Genomic DNA, 20,248 nt, shown 5'->3' on the forward strand with positions numbered 1-20,248 from the left:
GAAAGACGTAGCGGCCTCAGCCGTTCTCGGCCCACCAGCGGCGCAGTTCGGCCTCGGCTTCGTCGCGGTCGAGGGGTCCGCGATCGAGGCGCACCTCTTTGAGGTGCTTCCACGCCTTGCCGACCAGCGGTCCGGGCGGAATGCCGAGCAGCTCCATGATGGCGTTGCCGTCGAGATCGGGGCGGACGCGCTGCAGGTCCTCGGCAGCGGCGATCTCGGCGATCCGGCGCTCGAGGTCGTCGTAGTTCTCCTGCAGTCGCCGCGCCCGGCGCTTGTTGCGCGTCGTGCAGTCCGCCCGCACCAGCTTGTGCAGCCGATCCAGCAGGGGACCCGCGTCGGTGACGTAGCGGCGCACGGCGGCGTCGGTCCACTTCCCGTCGCCGTATCCGTGGAACCGCAGGTGCAGGAACACCAGCTGGGAGATGTCGTCGACCCACGCCTTCGGGTACTTCAACGCGCGCAACCGCTTGCGGGCCATCTTCGCGCCGACCACCTCGTGGTGGTGGAAGCTGACGCCGCCGCCCTCCTCGTGTTTGCGGGTCGCGGGCTTGCCGATGTCGTGCAGCAACGCCGCCCACCGCAGGATCGGGTCGGGATCGCCGGTTTCCAGGTCGATCGCCTGCTGCAGCACCGTCAGCGAATGGGCGTACACGTCCTTGTGTTGGTGGTGCTCGTCGATCGTCAGCTTCATCCCCGGCACCTCGGGGATGACCTGCTCGGCGAGGCCGCTCTCGACGAGCAGGTCGATGCCCTCGATCGCGTGCTCCCCGCAGATCATCTTGTCCAGCTCGACGCGAACCCGCTCCGCGGTGATCCGATTGATCTGCGGTGCCATCGTCACGATCGCGTCGAAAGTGCGCGGCGCGACCCGGAATCCCAACTGCGCGACGAACCGGACCGCGCGCAGCATCCGCAGCGGGTCGTCGCCGAAGGACTGCTCCGGGGCGGCCGGGGTGTCGATGACCCCGGCGAGCAGCGCGGTCATCCCGTCGAGCGGATCGTGGAAGTCCGCCGCCCCGTCGCCGGTGATGGCGACCGCCATCGCATTGATGGTGAAGTCGCGGCGGACCAGATCACCGTCGAGGGTGTCGCCGAAGGTCACCGTCGGATTCCGACTCTGCTGGTCGTAGGAGTCGCTGCGGTAGGTGGTGATCTCGACGAGGTGTTCGCCCTTGCGCGCGCTGACCGTCCCGAAGGCGATGCCGGTGTCCCACACGGTGTCGGCCCAGGAATCCAGGATGCGGGCGATCACCTCGGGTCGGGCATCGGTCGTGAAGTCCAAGTCGTTGCCGAGACGGCCCAGCACCGCGTCGCGCACCGATCCACCCACCAGGTAGAGCTCGTGGCCGGCGTCGGCGAACAGCTGCCCCAACGGGTTGAGAACCTCGCCGAGGCCGCGCAGCGAGACAGCCGCCGCGGCCAATAGCCGCGTGCGCCGCAAATCGGACTCGGTCACGGGGTGACAGCCTATCGGTCGCGGACACAATCGCGCATCGCGGCGTCCACGGCAAACTTGAGGTTACGTACGGCTAGCATCGAAGCGTGTCCTCCGCCCAGCCCTCACCCGCGCCCCGCGACCCCGCGGCGTCGGGATCCAAGCGGCCGGGCCGTATCGAGGCGGCGCCCGAAACGAAGCGAGCGGGCCGGGTAGAAGGGGCCGGGAGCAGCGCATCTGGCGAATCGGGGGAACGGTTTTCCGGCGGACGTCGCCGGGGGCGGCGTCGGCGCGGACGCGGCGGCTCCGGGAAATCGGGTACCACCCAGGCGGCAGCGCAGACACCGTCCACGCGGCACGACGAACGTCACGACGACGAGCCGCGCGCGCCGCGGCCCGGGCCGAAGCCCGTTGCCGACCCGCCCCTCGAGTCGGACGCGACGCAGCACCACCCCAAGCCCTCCGACCTCGTCGCGGCGGCCGGCAAGCGGGCCAAGACATCCGCCGGTGCCGGCAAGCAGCGCGGGGATCAACCGCGCGGGGACCGCAACCGTAATCGGTCGCGGACCGCGCCCCGATTGCGGACCATGCGCGAGACCTCGGCCGGCGGTCTCGTCGTCTCCGACCTCTCCCGTCCGTACGACGAGCTCTCCGCAGTGTTGATCGGGCGCGTCGACCGGCGCGGCCGGATGATGTGGTCGCTTCCCAAGGGGCATATCGAAACGGGGGAGACCGCGGAGCAAACCGCCATCCGCGAGGTCGCCGAGGAGACCGGGATCAGCGGGTCGGTCGTCGCACCGCTCGGCAAGATCGACTACTGGTTCGTCAGCGAGGGCCGGCGCATCCACAAGACGGTCCACCACTATCTCTTGCGCAGCACCGGTGGCGAGCTGTCCGACGCCGACTACGAGGTCGCCGAGGTGGCCTGGGTGCCGCTGGTCGAGCTTCCCAAGCGGCTCACGTACTCTGACGAACGACGATTGGCCCGGATGGCCGAGGGGGTCATCGCCGAGTTGACCGCCGATCCGGGCCGCCTCGCGCAGAGCGAAGCAGACAGTATCCGGACCGAGCCGAACGACTATGAGAAAGCCGCAGCCGCACGCAACCAGCGTCGCAAAGATCCGGTGCCGCCGCCGCCATCCGCGCGCCGGCGACGCCGCCGCGGCCGACGGCCCCCGCCAACGGGTGACTAGCACGCGCGCCACGGCGATCACGGTGCTGCTGTTCCTGGTCGTCCTCGTCACGGCCCCGGGGATGGCGGCCGGGGCGCCGTCGTCGGCACCGCGGACCACCGACCCCGACGGGGTATCGGCCGTCGTGTCCGTCAACGGGGTCAAGCCGACCGTCGTCACCACCGCCACCGGTCCCACCGTCGTCGTGGCCGGCACCGTCCGCAACACCGGGCACCGCACCCTGCACACGCCGCTCGTGCGGGTGCAACGCGGACAGCCCGCGCGCCGGGCGGCCGATCTGCGCAGCGAGCTCGCCGCCGACCCCGCGACCTTCGAGATCAACGGCGAGTTCCGTCAGATCGCCGACGCGCTGGCGCCCGGGGCAAGCGCGGGGTTCTCCCTGACCATGCCGCTGCACGGCCCGGGCGGGCTGCGCATCACCGAGCCGGGTGTGTATCCGCTGCTGGTCAACCTGAACGCCACTCCCGACGACGGCGGACAGGCGCGGGTCGCCGATTCGCGCACCCTCCTGCCCGTCCTCTCCCTGCCCGCCGACCGCGACCGGGCGCGCAGCTATGCCGCCGACCCCTCCCTCGCCAGCACCGGCCTCGGCCCCGACGGTTCGATCGCCGCCAATACGCGTGATCCGGCCCGCTTCGCCATGCTGTGGCCGATCGCCGCACCGCCGCAGGCGGTCCCGGGTCGGATCGGCGCGGGTGCCACCGACACGATCGTCCTGGTCAACGAGAACCTGGCCCGCTCGATGAGCCCCGGCGGGCGGCTGCACAACCTGCTCGACGGTTTGCGCCCGGTGATCTCGGCGCCCGCCGACGATCCGCGCGCGGTGTTCCGCCGCAGTCTCTGCCTGGCCGTCGACCCCGACCTGCTCGTCACCGTCACGGCGATGACACACGGCTATTCGACCCTCGCCGACGCCCGCAACCGGTCCGGTGCCACCAAACCCGGCACCGGACAGGCGCAGGCCTCGGCGTGGCTCGCGGATCTGAAGAAGCTGGCAGCCAAGCAGTGCGTGGTCGCCCTGCCCTATGCCGGTGCCGACGCCGACGCCCTGCACCGCGTCGGCAACACCGGCCTGACCCGCCTGGCCTTCGACGGCGGTGCCGATCTCGTCGACTCCCTGCTCGGGGTGGCGAGTATCCGGGGATTGGCGATCCCCGCCGCCGGGACGCTGACGGCCGACGGCGCCGACGAACTCGGCAAGGCCGACCTGACGACGGCCCTGGTCGGCTCCGATACCGTCGCCCCGCGCGGGCGCAGCGCGGCGTCGGGTCAGTATTCGATCGCCGGGAACCACCTGGCCACCTTCGACCGGCCGATCGGCGCGGCACTCGGCGCCGCCGGGTCCCGACCCACCACCGGGCCGCTGACGCCGGAAACCCAAGCCGTCGACCTGCGCGACGAATCCCCGGTCAGCCGCCGACAGGCCGCGCTCGCCTCACTCGCGTTCCCGGCCATCGCCGTCCCCGACCCCCGCTTCCCCGCGCGTCCGGGCGACCCGCTCCCGGTGGCCGGTCGCAGCTCCCTGATCGTGCCGCCGGTCTACTGGTCGATCACCCCGGCCGACGCCGTCGACCTCGCCGCCACCGCCGCACTGCTGCTGCAGTCCGGGGCCGCCACCCCCACACCGATTCCGGGTGTCATCGCCGAGACCGGCCGGGCGACGGCACCCGCGAGTCTTGTCGCCCCCCCGGGCACCGAGACGGCCGACGGGGAGAGTCCGTGGTGGCTCCCGTCAGCGACCGCGGCCGCGTCGATCAACGGGTCGGCCAATCTCAGCTGGCAGTTGCAGTCGGCGCTCGTGACCCCGGCGGCGGGAGCCAGCCCGGACCGCTACATGTCCCCGCTGCGCTACGACCTGCTGCGCGGACTTCCCGCACCCGTCCAAGCCGTCACCCCGACGGTCGCACGGGGGGCCCGCGCCGCCCACGTCACCGCCGTCTCCGACGCGCTAGCCCAGATGCGGAAGTCGGTGACCATCCTCGATCCGGGCGGAAAGTACACGCAGGTCTCCGAGCGCAGCCCGTTGCTGCTGGTCACACGCAATGAACTCGCCCTGCCCATTCGGGTGAAGATCGACACCACCGCCCCGAACGACTTCGACATCGGCGACGTCGGCGTCATCGAGGTACCGGCCCGCGGCACCCGCCAGGTCCAGTTCCCGGCGCAGTCGAAGAGCTCGGAGGCCACCTCGGTGCGCTTCACCCTGGTATCCGCCTCCGGTGTGCAGCTCGGCGGTGAACCGATCATGCTGTCGGTGAACTCCAACGCCTACGGCAAGCCGCTGTTCGTCGTCACCCTCGTCGCCGCCGGTATCCTCGTGCTTCTCGTCGCCCGGCGCCTGTGGCACCGGTTCCGCGGCACCCCCGACCCCGCCGACGCCGACCGACCCGAGGCCAGCCCGCAGGACCGGTTCCTCGCCGGCCGCGACTATTCCTGGCGACATGGCGAAGCAACGCCCCCGAACCCGACTGGTGACACCGATGACTGACCATCCCGACGCCGATCCGGAGCTGACCGCGCCGCCCGGCGGGTTCCGCCCGCTGTCCGGCCCCCTCGCCGATCCGAAGGCCGCGCCGGTGCCGCCGATCGCCGGTCGCGCGCAGCCGCGGCCGATTCCGCCCCGCCCGCTTCCGCCGCGTTCCTCCGCACCGATCCGACGCGAGCCGGACGACCGGCCGACCGGACGTCCGAGTGCGGCCGGTGACGAGACCTCCGACGCCGCGGTCGTCCGCACCGGCGGATCCATCGCCCTCGCGACGTTGATCAGCCGCATCACCGGTTTCGTCCGGTCGGTCCTGCTCCTAGCCGTGCTGGTACCTGCCGCCGCCTCCGCCTTCGGCGTGGCCTACGTGCTCCCCAACATGATCGCCGAGGTCGTCCTCGGCGCCGTGCTGACCGCCATCGTCATCCCCGTCCTGGTCCGCGCCGAAGCCGAGGACGAGGACGGCGGCGCCGGCTTCATCAATCGAATCTTCACGATCACCCTGGTGGTGCTCTCCGTCGCCACGTTGCTGGCCCTGGTCGCCGCACCGTTCCTGACCCTGCTGAACGTCGGCTCGCACAGCGAGGTCTCCCGCCCGCTGACCACCGCCTTCGCCTATCTGCTGCTGCCGGAGATCCTGTTCTACGGGGTCTCGGCGCTGTTCATGGCGATCCTCAACGTGAAGAACGTCTTCAAACCGGGGGCCTGGGCCCCCGTGCTGAACAACATCGTCCAGATCGCCACGCTGGTGCTGTTCGTCCTGATGCCCGGCGATCTGACGTTGAACCCGGTCCACCTCAGCGATCCCAAACTCCTCGTCCTCGGCGTGGGCACCACGCTCGGTGTCGTGGTCCAGGCGGCCGTCCTGCTGCCCTACCTGCGCAAGGCCGGCGTCCGGCTGCGCCTGCAGTGGGGCCTCGACGCCCGTCTGCGCATGTTCGGCAACATGGCCGCGGCGATCATCGTCTACGTCCTCGCCCTGCAGGTCGGCCTGGTGGTCACCAACCACATCGCGGCCGCCCACGCCGCCTCCGGCCCCATCATCTACCAAACCCACTGGCAGTTGCTGCAGCTCCCGTACGGGATTTTGGGCGTGACGATCCTGACCGCGCTCATGCCGCGGTTGTCGCGGAACGCCGCCGCCAAGGACGACTCCGCCGTCGTCGCCGACCTCTCGCTGGCCACCCGACTCACGATGGTGGCCCTCGTCCCGGTCGTCACCTTCATGACCTTCTTCGGCCCGGCCATCGGCACGGCCGTCTTCTCCTACGGCCGGTTCAACGACAACCACGACCTGCCCGCCCAACTCGGATCGGTGCTCGCCTGGGGCGCCTTCACCCTCATCCCCTACGCGATGACCCTGGTGCAGCTGCGCGTCTTCTACGCCCGCGAGGACGCCTGGACCCCGACGGGGATGGTCATCGGCATCACCGGGGTCAAGGTGGGCGCCTCGCTGCTCGGTCCGGTGCTGTTCGACGACCCGAACCTCATCATCCGATGGCTGGCCCTGTCCAACGGCCTAGGCTACCTCGCCGGGGCGATCGTCGGGCATTTCCTGCTCCGCTCCCACCTGGGCAACCGCCGCACGTCGGGAACGGCGCGGACCACCGTCATCACCCTGCTCGCCTCGATCGGTGCCGTCGCCCTGACCTGGGTGCTGGCGCGGTTACTCGGGCTGCGCCGCCTCGGCGACTCCTACGGCACCGCCGGGTGGCTTCTCTACCTGGCGATCACCGCGATCGTCGCCCTCGGTCTGGCCTATGCGGTCATGGCCGTCGCGAAGGTGCCCGACGTCGTGGCCATCACCACCATGGCCCGACGCGCGATCGGCAGATTCGTCCCGGCGCTCGCACCCAAGCCGGACCTGTCGTCGCCGGACGCGGACGACACCACGATGACCGTCGCCTTCCCCAAGATTGGCGCGGACGAATCCCTGCCCTACTCTGGTCAAGTTGAAGTCGTCCGCCGCTTCGATCGGGGCACATCGACGTGGCGTTCCTATACCGTTCACAGTGGTGGAGCGGCCGGAACGGGCAGCATATCTATGCCGCCCCGGACCGACGATCTCGCCGCCCGGCCAAATATGCGCTACCGCAGGAAAGGAATGCCGATTATGAGCGACGGCAAAGACACCGCGGCCGCCGACGACGCTTCGACGACGGACCAGGCCGCCGACCCGAGCGCTGTCGCCGCGGGGTCCGATTCCGCCGATTCCGGTTCGGACGCGCCGGCCCCGCCGCCGACGCGAACCGCCCCGCGCGGACCGCGCCTGGTGCCCGGTGCCGCCGTCGCGGGCGGAAGGTATCGCCTCATCTCCAACGCCGGCGGCGCGCGCGGCCTGCAGTTCTGGCACGCCCGCGACATCAACCTCGATCGCGACGTGGCCCTGACCTTCGTCGACGCCGAGCAGATCGCCGCGCCGACCGCTGCCGGCGAGCCCGCCGACGCCGACGGTCCCCAGGCGGTGCTGTCGCGCACGCTCCGGATCGGTCATTTGAACTCGGCGGGCGCCGCACGCGTCCTCGACGTCATCCGCGGCTCGTCCGGCGGCATCATCGTCGCCGAGTGGGTACCCGGCTCCTCGCTGTCCCAGGTGTCGGCCACCGAGCCCTCCCCGCGCGGGGCGGCCCGGGCGGTGCGCGCCCTCGCCGCCGCCGCCGAAGCGGCCCACCGCACCGGCGGCGCCCTGTCCATCGACAGCCCCGACCGCATTCGCATCTCCACCAACGGCGACGCGGTCCTCGCCTTCCCCGGCACGCTCGCCGGCGACGACAAGACCTCCGACGTCCGCGGCCTCGGCGCCGTCCTCTACGCCCTGCTCCTCGACCGGTGGCCGCTGACCGCCGACGGATCGGCGACGACGACCACCAAGCAGGGCTCCGACCTGGTCGGCGGGATGCACCCCGCCCTGCCCGACGACCAGAGCGCCACGCCGATGGCCCCCATCGAGCCGCGTCGCGCCCGGCCGCAGATCCCGTTCGAGATCTCCGCCGTCGCGGCCCGCGCGATCTCCGGCGACCAGGGGATCCGGACCGCCGCGACCATCCAGCACGTGCTGGACCAGGCCACCGTCGCCGACCTGCCGACCACCGCGGTGGCGCCGCTCGATTCCGACGGCAATCCGATTGCCCCGGCCGAGGCCGCCGAACAGCCGGCCGAAGTCGCGACCGAGACGCCGGTACCGCTGCGGGAGAACAAGCCGTTGCTCGTCGGGTTGGGGATCGCCGCACTCCTCGTCGTAATCGCGCTGATCATCATGCTCTCGAAGCTCCTCGGCGGTTCTGCGCCGAATTCGGACATCGACGCCATCCTGACGACCAGCTCGGCGACGAACGCCGATGCCCCCGGGGCACCGATCCCGCTGCAGACCGTCAGCGTCGTCGACTTCTCCAACCAGCCGCCCGATCCGTCGACGAATGTGACGCATGTGATCAGCGGCGACACCCCGTCGTGGCAGACCGATCGCTACAAGACGTCCGCGGACTTCGGCGGCCTCAAGCCGGGTATCGGGCTGATGTTCAACCTGGGCGGCAACCGGACGGTCCGCTCGGTGACCGTCGCGACCCCCAACCCGGGCTTCCACGTCGAGCTGCGGACCGCACCGGCCGTCGTCACCTCGTTGAATGCCACGACGAAGGTTGCCGACGGCGATGTCGACACCGGCGCGACCACGATCACCGTGGCGAACCCGAAGTCCTCGCCCTTCCTGCTCGTGTGGATCGATCGGCTGGCGCCCTCGCAGACGAATTACGGGCAGTACGAGGCCATCGTCCAGAAGATCTCCATGAAGAGCTGAGTTACCCACAGGCTGAGCTCGCCCGCTCACGGCTCCCAACGGTCCCACTCGTGGATTGACCGGTCCTGAAATCCTTTGTCCCACAACAGATTTCTAGGCTTGACCAGCTGATTCACACTGAATTGTCCTTTGGGATTCTTAATGCCGGTTTGTAGTTATCCCCAAGATTGCCCAAACCGCCCAGAATGCCGTCCGAACCGGTCGGCGACTGCTTATTGTCGTGCCTATGAACCGGGGGGATCTGGAGCATCTCAGCGACGCTCAGCTACTCGAAGCACACGTCGGCGGCCATCGATACGCCTTCACCGCGCTGGTCCGGCGCCATCACGACCGGATGGCCGCCGTCGCGTACCGCACGATGAATGATCCGCAGGAAGTGCCCGATGCGCTGCAGGACGCCTGGACCAACGCCCACGAGATGGCCGGTCAATTCCGCGCGGATTCCCAGGTGTCCAGCTGGCTGCACCGCATCGTCATCAACGCCTGTCTCGACCGCATGCGCCGCTCCCGCGTCCGGGCGGCCAAACTGGTGCCCGAGCTCGACACCCAACTGCCCGATCCGAGCGATCACGCGCATGACGTCGACCTCGCCCTGTCCATCAACCGGGCCCTGTGCCTGCTGCCGGAGGACCAACGCCGGGCGATCCTGCTCGTCGACGTCGAGGGTTATCCGATCGGCGAGGCCGCCGCCCTGCTGGGCGTGCCGACCGGCACCGTCAAGAGCCGCTGCGCCCGTGGGCGGCTGCGGCTTTCGGTCATTCTGGCGAGCCTGCGCACCCCGGTTTGAGTCTTCTCCGGCGTCGACTCCGCCCGGTGTACTTCCCGCCGCTGGTTCTCGGACGGCGACCTGCGGGAATCCCAAATTCTCTTACCGCGGAGAAGAAGCCAAGGGAACCACGCGGGCCTGCGCCGCGTCGTACAGTAAGAACAGTTCCGAGGAAAGCAGGCCGATGTCTCACGTGAGCGACGTGTCCCGGGTGTTTCCGGAGCCGCCATTCGCCCCGGAAGTGATCGCCGATCTCCACGCCGGTGCCCTGGACGACGACGTGGCGGCCCACGTGCGGTCCCGACTCCCGCAAGACCCGGCGGCCCAGCAGGTGCTCGAGTCGCTGCAAGCCACCACCGCCGCGCTGAACGGTCTGCCCGCCCCGGATGTCGTCGTGCCCGAGAGCGTGCGAGCCGCCTCGGAGGAGACCCTCGGCCGACTCGAGGAAGCCGGTCCGGCGCCCACCGAGGAAGCGCCGGAGGAAGACGTGGCGGGTCCGTCCCGGCGGTTCTCGGCGATCTGGTTGGTCGCGGCCGCGGTCGTCGGGGTGTTCCTCGGCGGGGTACTGGTCGCCGTCCTGATGGCACCGGGCCAGCTCACCGCCCCGCGCGCCGGCCAGCAGGTCGCCACCGCCGACACCGCGGCGTTGCTCGCCGCGGCCCACGGCCCGCAGAGTGAGAGCCTGGACGCCAACCGCCTCGCCCGCTGCCTCCTCGCGAACCGATGGGGCGGCAAGGCCGTGGTGGGCGCCGGCTATCTGGACTACCGCGGCGTCCCGGCACAGGTGATCCTCACCCCGGCGGGTACCCCCGGACGGTTCGACGCCCTGGTGACGACCCGCGACTGCGACGCAGGCAAACCGGGCACGCTCGCCCACGCCGTCGTCGGCGAATAGTCTTTCGAATATCGGCGGCTGCCGACCGGGCGTGGAACAACGCGGCCTACCCTTGTGTTGAGCCATCCAGAGCCTGTTACACCGAAGAAGGACAACCGTGAGCACCAGTTCCGACGACACCATCGCCGACGTGATCATCGTCGGCTCCGGCCCGGCCGGATACACCGCCGCGATCTATGCCGCGCGGGCCGAATTGTCGCCGATCGTCTTCGAGGGCACCCAGTTCGGCGGCGAGTTGATGACGACCACCGAGGTGGAGAACTTCCCCGGCTTCCGCGCGGGCATCCAGGGCCCCGATCTGATGGACGAGATGCGCGAGCAGGCGCTGCGTTTCGGCGCCGACCTGCGCATGGAGGATGTCGACACAATCCGCCTCGACGGCGAGATCAAAGAGGTCGAGGTCGGCGGGGAGGTGTACCGCAGCAAGGCGATCATCTTGGCGATGGGCGCGGCGGCACGATACCTGGGCCTCGACGACGAGCAGCGCCTCCTCGGCCGCGGCGTCTCGGCCTGCGCCACCTGCGACGGCTTCTTCTTCAAGGACAACGAGATCGCCGTCATCGGCGGCGGCGATTCGGCGATGGAGGAGGCGACCTTCCTCACCAAGTTCGCCACCAAGGTGTACCTGATCCACCGGCGCGACGAATTCCGCGCGTCGCGGATCATGCTCGACCGCGCGCGCAACAACCCCAAGATCGAATTCATCACCAACACGGCCGTCGACAAGATCGTCGGCGACGACTCGGTGACCGGCCTGGTGCTGTCGGACACCCGCACCGGCGAGACGCGCGATCTGCCGGTGACCGGCATGTTCGTGGCCATCGGCCATGATCCGCGCAGCGAATTGGTCGCCGGCCAGGTCGACCGCGACGAGGCCGGCTACGTGCTCACCGAGGGCCGCAGCAGCTACACCTCGGTCCCCGGGGTGTTCGCGGCCGGCGACCTCGTCGACCACACCTACCGACAGGCGATCACCGCCGCCGGCAGCGGCTGTGCGGCGGCGATCGATGCCGAGCGCTGGCTGGCCGATCGCGCCGCCGAACCGACCAAGCAGGCCGCGGCCGCACAATCCTGACCCTCCCAACCATCCCCGACCGAAGGAGCCACCCAATGGGCGCCCACACCACCGATGTCACCGATGCCTCGTTCGCCACGGACGTGCTCGGCTCGGACAAGCCCGTCCTCGTCGACTTCTGGGCCACCTGGTGCGGACCGTGCAAGATGGTCGCACCCGTCCTCGAGGAGATCGCCCGCGACAACGGCGACAAGCTGACCGTCGCGAAGATCGACGTCGACGCCAACCCCGGCGTCGCGCGCGACTACGAGATCATGTCCATCCCCACGATGAAGCTCTTCTCCGGCGGTGAGGTGGTCAAGACCATCGTCGGCGCCAAGGGCAAGGCGGCGCTGCTGCGCGAACTCGACTCGGTCATCAACCCGTCCTGACCGGCGAGTCAACTGACGTGCATCGTGCATTTGTGTTGTCCGAGATCAACCTGACACAATTGTCGATGCCCGGCGCGCAGGATTGCGCTGGGACGTTGTCGGTGAGCGCCCCGTGTCCGATGGGGTTGTCACGCCGGGGTGAGGAGTAAGTCGATGCCGTCGTTCAGGCTTGGTGATCAGGGCTCGGCAGTCGCCGAAATCCGCGCCATCCTGGTGACCGCCCAGCTCCTGCCCGATACCTCCGGTCCCGACGCATTGGCCGTCGACGACGGGGAGTGGGCATCGCCGGAGGCCGTATTCGACGAGGCTCTCGACCACGCCGTGCGCGCCTTCCAGCAGCAGCGCGGCCTGCTCGCCGACGGGATCGTCGGCGCGGCCACCTACCGCGCCCTCCTGGAGTCCTCCTACAACCTCGGGTCACGGATTCTGCTGTTCCGGTTGTCCTCGCCCATGACCGGCGACGACGTGGCGGCGCTCCAGTCGCGCCTGCAGAACCTCGGCTACTACCCGAGCCTCGTCGACGGGGTCTTCGGCGAAGCCACCCACACCGCGCTGTGCCGCTACCAGTCCGAATACGACTTGGCCTCCGACGGGATCTGCGGACCGGCGACGCTGCGCTCCCTGGACCGGCTGGGCAACCGCATCACCGGCGGTTCCCCGCACACCATCCGCGAGGAAGAGCGCTTGCGGCGCTCCGGCCCGCAATTGTCGGGCAAGCGCGTGTTGATCGACGCCGGTACCGGTGGCACGCACCCGCTTTCGACGGGCGAGATCGCCGGGCTCGAGGACTACGTCCTGCACGATCTCGCGCAGCGTCTGGAAGGCCGGATGGGCGCCGCCGGCATGGACACCTTCGTCTCCCACGCCGGGCACACCGATCCCGATGCCCTCGTGCGCCGCAGCACCGCGCCGGACGACTCGGAGCGCGCCCACACGGCCAACGCCGTCGATGCCGACCTCGTCATCGCGCTGCGCTGCGCCCATCACCCGACCTCCTCCGCACGGGGTGTCGCCAGCTTCTACTTCGGCAACAGCCCGGCCTCGTTTTCGGCCGTCGGACGGAACCTCGCAAGCTTCATTCAGCGCGAAATCGTCGCTCGCACAGGGCTTTACGACTGCCGGACGCATCCGCGCACCTGGCCGATCCTCCGCGAGACGCGGATGCCGACGGCCCTCATCGAGATCGGCTACATCACCAACCCGGAAGACGCGCAGTGGCTCCAGGACCCCGCGCACCGCGACACCGTGGCCGAGGCCATTCTCGTGGCCGTGAAGCGGGTCTATCTGCTGGGGGAGAACGACCGTCCCACCGGCACGTACACGTTCGCCGATCTGATCGCCGCCGAGCGCGCCATCTCCTAGGCCCGTCTGTCGTTCCTCGATGCCCGTCCCATCGCCGGGGACAGTTCGAGCTCACCACTGGTGATCGTGATAGCCGCCTCGACGATCAGCCGCTCCAAGGCACCTTCGACGGCCGACTTCCATCCGAGTCCCTCGTCGAGGACCAGGCGGTAGCGCGGAAACCGGTGATGCGGCGCGACCAACTCGAATCCGGAGTCCGCCAGGAAGTCAGCCTCGATCATGCACTCCTCGCAGATGTCGTCGGGACCGGAGGGGTCGGGCCCGGCGTCGGCGCGAATACCGAATGCCTCCAGGGCGCGCACACCGCGCTGCACGAGGTCGGCCACCACCGCGTCGAGAAGCATCGCACGGATGTCGGTGAATCCCGGCTCGGTTCTCAATGACGTCAGCAGCACCGCGTCGACGCTCACCGGGGAGGTGGGGAAGTGCGCGGCTCGGGGGACGCGCGGTGGCGGCGCGTAGAAGGCCGTCCCGACGACGGTCCTCGACTGCAGACTCAACGACGCACCCGAGGGCACCACATTGGGACCCGACTCCGCCAATTGGGCACAGGTGCCCCACTCGAGGAGCAGACCCGACGTCCAGGCCTCCTTGTCGAATTCGCTCGTGCGTATCCCGGCGCTCGGATCGACCTCCCAGAAGACACACCCGCGCGCATGGCGGGGGAGGGACTCGAAATTCTCGGTGTCGAACGCACGCAGCCGGATTCCCACCTCAATTCACCCGCGGCGCACGTTGATTTGACGAGAAGCGTTGGGGCACAACGGGTTTCGGATCAACACGGTGCCTCTCCGGTTCTCTCGTCACTGTGACGTTTCGAGTGGGTGTCCCTGGGTGCGCGAATCACGACCGTTTTCTCGAGATTTCCTCGACAATACGTTCGAGATCCTCCACCGACCCGAATTCGACGACGATCTTGCCCTTGCGCTTGCCGAGGCTCACGGTGACCCTGGTGTCGAGTCGATCGGACAGTCGCTCCGCGACGTCTTGGAGCCCGGGCATCACCATCTGCTTGCGCTTGGCCGTCGGTCCGGCAGGCTCCGGGGCGTCGCCGCGATTGGCGAGGGTCACGGCTTCTTCGGTGGCACGCACCGAGAGTCCCTCGGCGACGATGCGGGCGGCCAGCGCCTCCTGGGCCTCACTTCCGGCCTCCAGGGCGAGCAGGGCACGGGCATGTCCAGCCGACAGCACACCGGCCGCAACGCGCCGCTGGACCGGGATGGGCAGCTTGAGCAACCGGATCATGTTGGTGATCAGCGGTCGCGACCGCCCGATCCGCTGCGCCAACTCTTCCTGCGTCACGTCGAACTCGTCGAGCAGCTGCTGATAGGCGGCCGCCTCTTCCAACGGATTCAGCTGGGCCCGGTGGATGTTCTCCAGCAGTGCGTCGCGCAGCATGTCGCCGTCGGCGGTCTCGCGGACGATGGCCGGGATGGTCTCCAGACCCGCCTCTTGGCTGGCCCGCCAGCGGCGCTCGCCCATGACGAGTTGGTACTCGACGTCTCCCTGGGGGACGGTCAATCGCCGCACGACGATCGGCTGCATCAAGCCGAACTCTCGGATGGAGTGCACGAGCTCGGCGAGGGCTTCCTCGTCGAAGACGGTGCGCGGCTGATGCGGATTGGGCTGGATCTGGGTGGGGCGGAGTTCGCGGTAGACGGCCCCGACATCGACGCCGTCACCGGTGGGAACCGGCGCGGTCGTCGCGGCCGAGCCGGTGCCGAGGACGACATCCGCGGCCGCGGCGCCCATCCCCTGGGTGCCCATCGACGTCGACGTGGGACTCGTCGCCGACGGTGCATCGGTCTCCGGGGGGCCGGTGGGGATCAGTGCGGCCAGGCCGCGGCCCAGGCCGCCTTTACGTGGAGTGCTCATGGTGATTCGTTCTCCCTACCGCGCGGAGCCGTCGGCGACCGGTGCCGCGAGGGCGAGTTCGCGGGCCGCGTCGACGTAGCTCATGGCCCCTCGGGAACCCGGGTCGTAGTCGATGATCGTCATACCGAAACCGGGCGCCTCGGACACCTTGACGCTGCGCGGCACGATCGTCCGCAGCACCTTGTCACCGAAGTGCCGGCGCACCTCCTCGGCCACCTGATCCGCCAGCTTGGTCCGCCCGTCGTACATCGTCAGCAGCACGGTGGAGACGTGCAGTTGCGGATTGAGGTGCGCCTGGACCAACTCGATGTTGCGCAGCAGCTGTCCGACACCCTCGAGGGCGTAGTACTCACACTGAATCGGGATGAGGACCTCGCGCGCGGCGACCATCGCGTTGACCGTCAGCAAGCCCAGCGACGGTGGGCAGTCGATGAAGACGTAGTCGAAACCGAACTGCTTGAGCACCTCGTGACTGAGCGCGTTGCGCAACCGATTCTCGCGGGCGACGAGGGAGACCAGCTCGATCTCGGCACCGGCGAGGTCGAGTGTCGCCGGCACGCAGTAGAGGGTTTCGTGCGCCGGGCTCTGTTGGATCGCGGAGACCAGATCGGCTTCCCCCAACAGGAGCTCGTACACCGACGAGATATTGGGCTGTCGGTGATCGATCCCCAGTGCCGTGCTGGCATTGCCCTGCGGGTCGAGGTCGACGACCAAGACTCGCAGGCCGTGGATCGACAACGCCGCCGCCAGGTTGACCGCGGTCGTGGTCTTGCCGACTCCGCCCTTCTGGTTGGCGACGGTGAGGATCCGGGGCTGAGCCGGACGGGGGAGCGGTGGCGTACCACCGGGGGTCAGAATCTCGCTGGCGCGGGCCGCGGCCGCAGCAATCGGGGTGTCGACGAAGGCGTCGGCTCCGCCTCGGTGGCCCGATGTTTCACGTGAAACATTCGGTTGATTACTCGGCACTGTTGTCATCCTTCACGATCGTTTCGTTCTCTCTGAGTATTCTGCTCGTCCGGTCCGACAACGCCAAACCTGTCCGCCGGACACCGGCACTCCCGCCCGGCTCGAATGGCCTCGGCCACCCGTGGTGCGCGCTAAACGCTCCGCTCACTCTCTGTTCGCCGCTTGCGACGCCGCGCCCTGGCCGACGATTCCGCCGTCTTACGTCCGACGACGAGAGTCGTCGCCTCCGCAAGGCGATCGCCGCCGACCGTCTCCACCCGCAGATCGGTGATCCCGTGTGAACCGCAGGCGGATCGATGCTCCTCGATCTCCGTGCCGGCGCTGGACCCCTTCATCGCCACCAGACGACCTTCCGCCCGGATCAGCGGTGCCGACCATCGGACCAGTCGGTCGAGGGGAGCCACGGCCCGGGAGGTCACCGCATCCGCCTCACCGTGTTCGGCGATGATCGCCTTCTCTTCCGCCCGTCCCCGAACGACGGTGACATTCGTCAGACCCAGGTCCTCGACCACCTCGTCGAGGAAGGTCGTGCGGCGCAGCAACGGTTCGACCAGAACCACGTCGAGATCCGGGCGGGCTATCGCGATGGGGATCCCCGGTAGACCGGCTCCACTGCCGATGTCCACCACCCGTTCGTCGGGCTGGAACAGCGCCGCGACGACGGCGCAGTTGAGGATGTGGCGATCCCAGAGACGATCGGCCTCGCGCGGCCCGATGAGCCCCCGAGTGACCGCCGTGTCGGCCAGCCAGTCCCGATACCCGACAGTCAGGCTCAGCCGATCGCCGAACAGCTCGGTGGCTACCTCTGGTACCGACACGCTGATCCTCTCGTCGCTCTCGCTCGCGCCCCTGGGGCGGCCTCGGGGTCTGCCCGAGTGGACGTCCCGCCTCGCGATGTTTCACGTGAAACATCGCGGTCCGGCGGGTCCATGTTTCACGTGAAACATCGGGAATTACATCGCTGTGATTCCTGGTTCTGAAACGGAGAAAGGCCCCGGCGTGAGCCGGGACCTTCCTCGGTAGTACGTCGCGTTCAGCTTACGCGACGGGTCGTCGTCGAACCGCGCTGTGCTCGCTACGTCTTGATAACGACCACGCGCCGCTTGGGCTCGGCGCCCTCGCTCTCGCTGATCACCCCGTCGACCGCGGCGACCGCATCGTGGACGATCTTCCGCTCGAACGGCGACATCGGATCCAGGGCCTCGCGCTCGCCCGACTCCAACACGCGGTGGGCCACCTCGGTGCCGAGTCCGGCCAACCGCTCGCGGCGATCCGCACGCCACCGAGCTATGTCCAACATCAGCCGGGAGCGGTCGCCCGTCGCCTGCTGGACCGCCAGGCGGGTGAGCTCCTGCAGGGCATCGAGGACCTCGCCGCGCTTGCCGACGAGCTTCGTCAGATCCTTGCCGCCGTCGATGCTGACGATGGCCCGATCGCCATCGACGTCCAGGTCGATGTCGCCGTCGAAGTCCAGGACGTCGAGTAGCTGCTCGAGGTAATCGCCGGCGATCTCGCCCTCTTCGATCAGCTGGTCCTCTTCGTCCAACTCCTCGTCGTCCTCGTCGGCTCGCTCGGCAACGACGTCGGTGGCACCGTCCGCGTCGTCGGCAGCGGTCGTCTCGGCCGGGGTCTCCTCGGCCTCCGCGGTCACAACCACGTCGTCGGTGACGACATCGTCGTCGGGAACCTGCGCATCGGCAGTCATTGGGTCTCCTCTATCTCTGGTGCGAAAGCTGTTTCAGATGGCCGGGGCTAGCGGCCCTTGTTCTTGCGGGCGGCCTGCCGGTTCTTCTTCGAACCGGCCGCCTTCCCCTTGTTCGTCGTACCGCCCTTGTTGCCGGCACCGCCGGATGACGAGCCGCCGGACTTCCGGCCCTGGCCGGACCCTGCGGTACTCGAATCGTCACCGGCCGACGAGGCCGAGTCGGCATCGGAATTCTTCTCCGAATCACCCTCGGTCGCCGCGGCATCCGCAGCGCCGCGCTTCGTCCTGTCCGGCCGTGCTCCGGGCTTGGGGGCGTTGGCTTTGTTCGCCTCTTCCTTCTTCTTCTTCGCTTCCTCTTCCTCGCGGGCCATCCGGCCGAAGACGAGGTGCTGCTGTCCGAAGGTCCACACGTTGTTGCTCACCCAGTACAGGAGGATGGCGACGGGGAAGAAGGGGCCAGACACCAAGATGCCCAGCGGGAAGATGTACTGCGAGAGCATGTTCATGATCCGCGTCTGCTGCGCCTCGGCCATCGCCGGCGTCTGGCGCTTCACCGCGGCACGCGCGTTGAGGTAGGTCATGAGCGACGCGATGATCATGATCGGCAGGATCACGAGCAGGATGTCGGTGCGCGTGAAGTCGTACGGTCCGTGACCCCCGTGCATGAACGCGTCCCACTGACCCTGCTTATACGGCGCGAAGAACGACGACAGCGGGACACCGAAGAACCGGGCCTCCAGGAAGTTCTGGACCAGTTCTTTGGAGAAGCCGTAGTTCGGGGTGTTGCGGTTCTGCTCGACGGTCATCGGAGCGGTCGGGTGCCCGATGATCGGAATCGCTCCGGTGGTCACCGTGCGGTTGAACGCCCGCAGTACGTGGAACAGACCGATGAAGACGGGGATCTGCATGAACATCGGCAGGCAGCCCAGCAGGGGATTGAAGCCGTGCTCGCGCTGCAGCTTCTGCATCTCCTCGGCCATCTTGACCTGATCCTTGCCGTACTTCTTGCGGATGGCCTGCATCTGCGGCTGGATCTCTTGCATCTTCTTCGTCGTCTGGATCTGCTTGACGAAGGGCTTGTAGAGGATGGCGCGGAGCGTGAACACGAGGAACACCACCGATAGCGCCCAGGCGATGCCGTTGCCGTTCGGGGTGTTCGGGGTGATCTTGTCGAATAGCCAGTGCCAGACCAACATGATCCAAGACACCGGGTAGTAGATGAAGTTCAGCACGTGCTCTTCAGTCCCTCACTGCTTCATGGTCCCGACGGAGCGGGACGGGGTCGTATCCGGGTTTGTGCCACGGTCCGCACTTGGCCAACCGTGCCACCGACAACCAGGTGCCGTAGAGAAATCCGTGTTCGGTCAACGCCTCCACCGCGTACGCGCTGCAGGTCGGTTCGAACCGACAGCTCGGCAGACGGGTAGGGGAGATCCAGACCTGGTAGAAGCGGATGACGCTGATGAGGATCCGACTCATCGCGGTGCCAACGCTTTGCGAAGTTGATCGGCCAGCTCATTCGACGAGCGCAGCGCCGAGGAGGGCCGGGCGCGCACGACGTAGTACGCCTGGGCTTCCGACGGGAGGATCGCCGACGCGAAGGCCGCCCTGATGCGTCGTGCGACGCGGTGGCGCACAACCGAATTGCCGACCTTCTTACTCACGATCATTCCCAGCCACGGTCCGCCTCCCAGGGCGAGCTCCGAGCGGGATCGGTCAGGCCAACGTTGCGCCGGTGTCAGTCGATGCACATCCAAGTCGCGCGTGCGGGTGCGCACACCCAGGGACAGGGTGCGTTGAAAATCGGATCGCCGATGGATCCGATGATGCGGAGAACTCATCATCGAACGGGCACCGGAGGATTCCGGTGCGTAGTCGGACGAGTCTCAGGCGCTCAGCTTCGCGCGGCCCTTGGTGCGGCGGCCGCTGATGATGGCGCGGCCGGCACGGGTCCGCATACGAAGACGGAAGCCGTGCTTGCGCGCACGACGACGGTTGTTCGGCTGGAAAGTCCGCTTGCCCTTGGCCATCGGAACCCCTTCGAGTCAGTGCCCGCAAGCGGGCGGTCATAAGTCTGGTTGTCGCGCGGTGCCGAGACATCTCGGATAGCCTGGCCTCCTTGCTGATTCTGATGAATCATCGGAAGGCCCGACCGGAAATCCGTGCGACGGATGCGACTTGTCGAGGGTACTGACTTCGAGCTGCACAATCAAACCGCCGACCACGGCTTTTGTTCACATCTGTTGATAACCGTGTGGAAAACTTTGCCGTCCGCAACACGGCGTGGCATGCTTGGAAACTTCACGGCAGCCGGGTAAGGGGGATCG

At 68.5% G+C, this 20,248-nt stretch carries 18 protein-coding genes; 8 read left to right on the forward strand and 10 right to left on the reverse strand.

Annotated features, from left to right (window positions below; translation table 11 throughout):
* Positions 1 to 16: 16 nt before the first annotated feature.
* Positions 17 to 1,456 (reverse strand): CCA tRNA nucleotidyltransferase, encoded by a 1,440-nt coding sequence (locus tag HUN08_RS18180; RefSeq protein ID WP_174900956.1) that lies wholly within the window; start codon positions 1,454 to 1,456, stop codon positions 17 to 19.
* A gap of 86 nt (positions 1,457 to 1,542) precedes the next feature.
* Between HUN08_RS18180 and HUN08_RS18185 the strand changes: the two genes are divergently transcribed.
* The 8 genes from HUN08_RS18185 (at position 1,543) to HUN08_RS18220 (ending at position 13,375) form a co-directional block, all read left to right on the forward strand.
* On the forward strand, positions 1,543 to 2,628 hold the full coding sequence (locus tag HUN08_RS18185) for an NUDIX hydrolase (RefSeq protein ID WP_301546800.1): 1,086 nt from the start codon (positions 1,543 to 1,545) through the stop codon (positions 2,626 to 2,628).
* Entirely contained in the window at positions 2,621 to 5,116 is a 2,496-nt protein-coding gene (locus HUN08_RS18190) for a DUF6049 family protein (RefSeq protein ID WP_124246142.1), read from the forward strand. Before HUN08_RS18185 ends, HUN08_RS18190 begins: the two co-directional genes overlap by 8 nt.
* The gene (locus tag HUN08_RS18195) at positions 5,109 to 8,906 is read left to right on the forward strand and encodes a murein biosynthesis integral membrane protein MurJ (protein ID WP_124246141.1); all 3,798 of its coding nucleotides are present in this window, start codon (positions 5,109 to 5,111) and stop codon (positions 8,904 to 8,906) included. The genes HUN08_RS18190 and HUN08_RS18195 overlap by 8 nt, the downstream gene beginning before the upstream one ends.
* Positions 8,907 to 9,132: 226 nt before the next feature.
* The gene (gene sigM / locus HUN08_RS18200; protein WP_124246140.1) at positions 9,133 to 9,693 is read left to right on the forward strand and encodes an RNA polymerase sigma factor SigM; all 561 of its coding nucleotides are present in this window, start codon (positions 9,133 to 9,135) and stop codon (positions 9,691 to 9,693) included.
* Positions 9,694 to 9,865: 172 nt separating this feature from the next.
* The gene (locus tag HUN08_RS18205) at positions 9,866 to 10,567 is read left to right on the forward strand and encodes a hypothetical protein (protein WP_124246139.1); all 702 of its coding nucleotides are present in this window, start codon (positions 9,866 to 9,868) and stop codon (positions 10,565 to 10,567) included.
* Positions 10,568 to 10,664: 97 nt separating this feature from the next.
* Positions 10,665 to 11,642, forward strand: coding sequence for a thioredoxin-disulfide reductase (gene trxB, locus HUN08_RS18210; RefSeq protein WP_124246138.1), 978 nt, complete (start codon positions 10,665 to 10,667; stop codon positions 11,640 to 11,642).
* A gap of 35 nt (positions 11,643 to 11,677) precedes the next feature.
* Complete coding sequence (gene trxA / locus HUN08_RS18215; RefSeq protein ID WP_124246137.1) at positions 11,678 to 12,013, forward strand: thioredoxin; 336 nt, start codon at positions 11,678 to 11,680, stop codon at positions 12,011 to 12,013.
* 153 nt (positions 12,014 to 12,166) lie between these two features.
* On the forward strand, positions 12,167 to 13,375 hold the full coding sequence (locus HUN08_RS18220; RefSeq protein WP_124246136.1) for an N-acetylmuramoyl-L-alanine amidase: 1,209 nt from the start codon (positions 12,167 to 12,169) through the stop codon (positions 13,373 to 13,375).
* Here HUN08_RS18220 and HUN08_RS18225 read toward each other — a convergent pair.
* The 9 genes from HUN08_RS18225 to rpmH all read right to left on the reverse strand — a co-directional run bounded on the left by HUN08_RS18225 (position 13,372) and on the right by rpmH (position 19,951).
* The gene (locus HUN08_RS18225) at positions 13,372 to 14,088 is read right to left on the reverse strand and encodes a hypothetical protein (RefSeq protein WP_124246135.1); all 717 of its coding nucleotides are present in this window, start codon (positions 14,086 to 14,088) and stop codon (positions 13,372 to 13,374) included. The two genes, HUN08_RS18220 and HUN08_RS18225, sit on opposite strands and share 4 nt — an antisense overlap.
* A 130-nt stretch (positions 14,089 to 14,218) precedes the next feature.
* Positions 14,219 to 15,250, reverse strand: coding sequence for a ParB/RepB/Spo0J family partition protein (locus HUN08_RS18230; RefSeq protein ID WP_124246134.1), 1,032 nt, complete (start codon positions 15,248 to 15,250; stop codon positions 14,219 to 14,221).
* Between the two features lie 15 nt (positions 15,251 to 15,265).
* Positions 15,266 to 16,225: a ParA family protein gene (locus tag HUN08_RS18235; protein WP_301546801.1), complete on the reverse strand. Its 960-nt coding sequence runs from the start codon at positions 16,223 to 16,225 to the stop codon at positions 15,266 to 15,268.
* A gap of 122 nt (positions 16,226 to 16,347) precedes the next feature.
* On the reverse strand, positions 16,348 to 17,034 hold the full coding sequence (rsmG, locus tag HUN08_RS18240) for a 16S rRNA (guanine(527)-N(7))-methyltransferase RsmG (protein WP_124246132.1): 687 nt from the start codon (positions 17,032 to 17,034) through the stop codon (positions 16,348 to 16,350).
* A 257-nt stretch (positions 17,035 to 17,291) separates the two neighbouring features.
* Complete coding sequence (locus HUN08_RS18245) at positions 17,292 to 17,921, reverse strand: R3H domain-containing nucleic acid-binding protein (RefSeq protein ID WP_124246131.1); 630 nt, start codon at positions 17,919 to 17,921, stop codon at positions 17,292 to 17,294.
* 47 nt (positions 17,922 to 17,968) lie between these two features.
* On the reverse strand, positions 17,969 to 19,153 hold the full coding sequence (yidC, locus tag HUN08_RS18250) for a membrane protein insertase YidC (RefSeq protein ID WP_124246130.1): 1,185 nt from the start codon (positions 19,151 to 19,153) through the stop codon (positions 17,969 to 17,971).
* Between the two features lie 7 nt (positions 19,154 to 19,160).
* Positions 19,161 to 19,400 (reverse strand): membrane protein insertion efficiency factor YidD, encoded by a 240-nt coding sequence (yidD, locus tag HUN08_RS18255; RefSeq protein WP_124246129.1) that lies wholly within the window; start codon positions 19,398 to 19,400, stop codon positions 19,161 to 19,163.
* On the reverse strand, positions 19,397 to 19,765 hold the full coding sequence (rnpA, locus tag HUN08_RS18260) for a ribonuclease P protein component (RefSeq protein ID WP_367649925.1): 369 nt from the start codon (positions 19,763 to 19,765) through the stop codon (positions 19,397 to 19,399). Before rnpA ends, yidD begins: the two co-directional genes overlap by 4 nt.
* Before the next feature lie 42 nt (positions 19,766 to 19,807).
* Complete coding sequence (gene rpmH / locus HUN08_RS18265; RefSeq protein WP_124246127.1) at positions 19,808 to 19,951, reverse strand: 50S ribosomal protein L34; 144 nt, start codon at positions 19,949 to 19,951, stop codon at positions 19,808 to 19,810.
* Positions 19,952 to 20,248: the final 297 nt, after the last annotated feature.

Source organism: Gordonia sp. X0973, from assembly GCF_013348785.1.
Taxonomy (GTDB): domain Bacteria; phylum Actinomycetota; class Actinomycetes; order Mycobacteriales; family Mycobacteriaceae; genus Gordonia.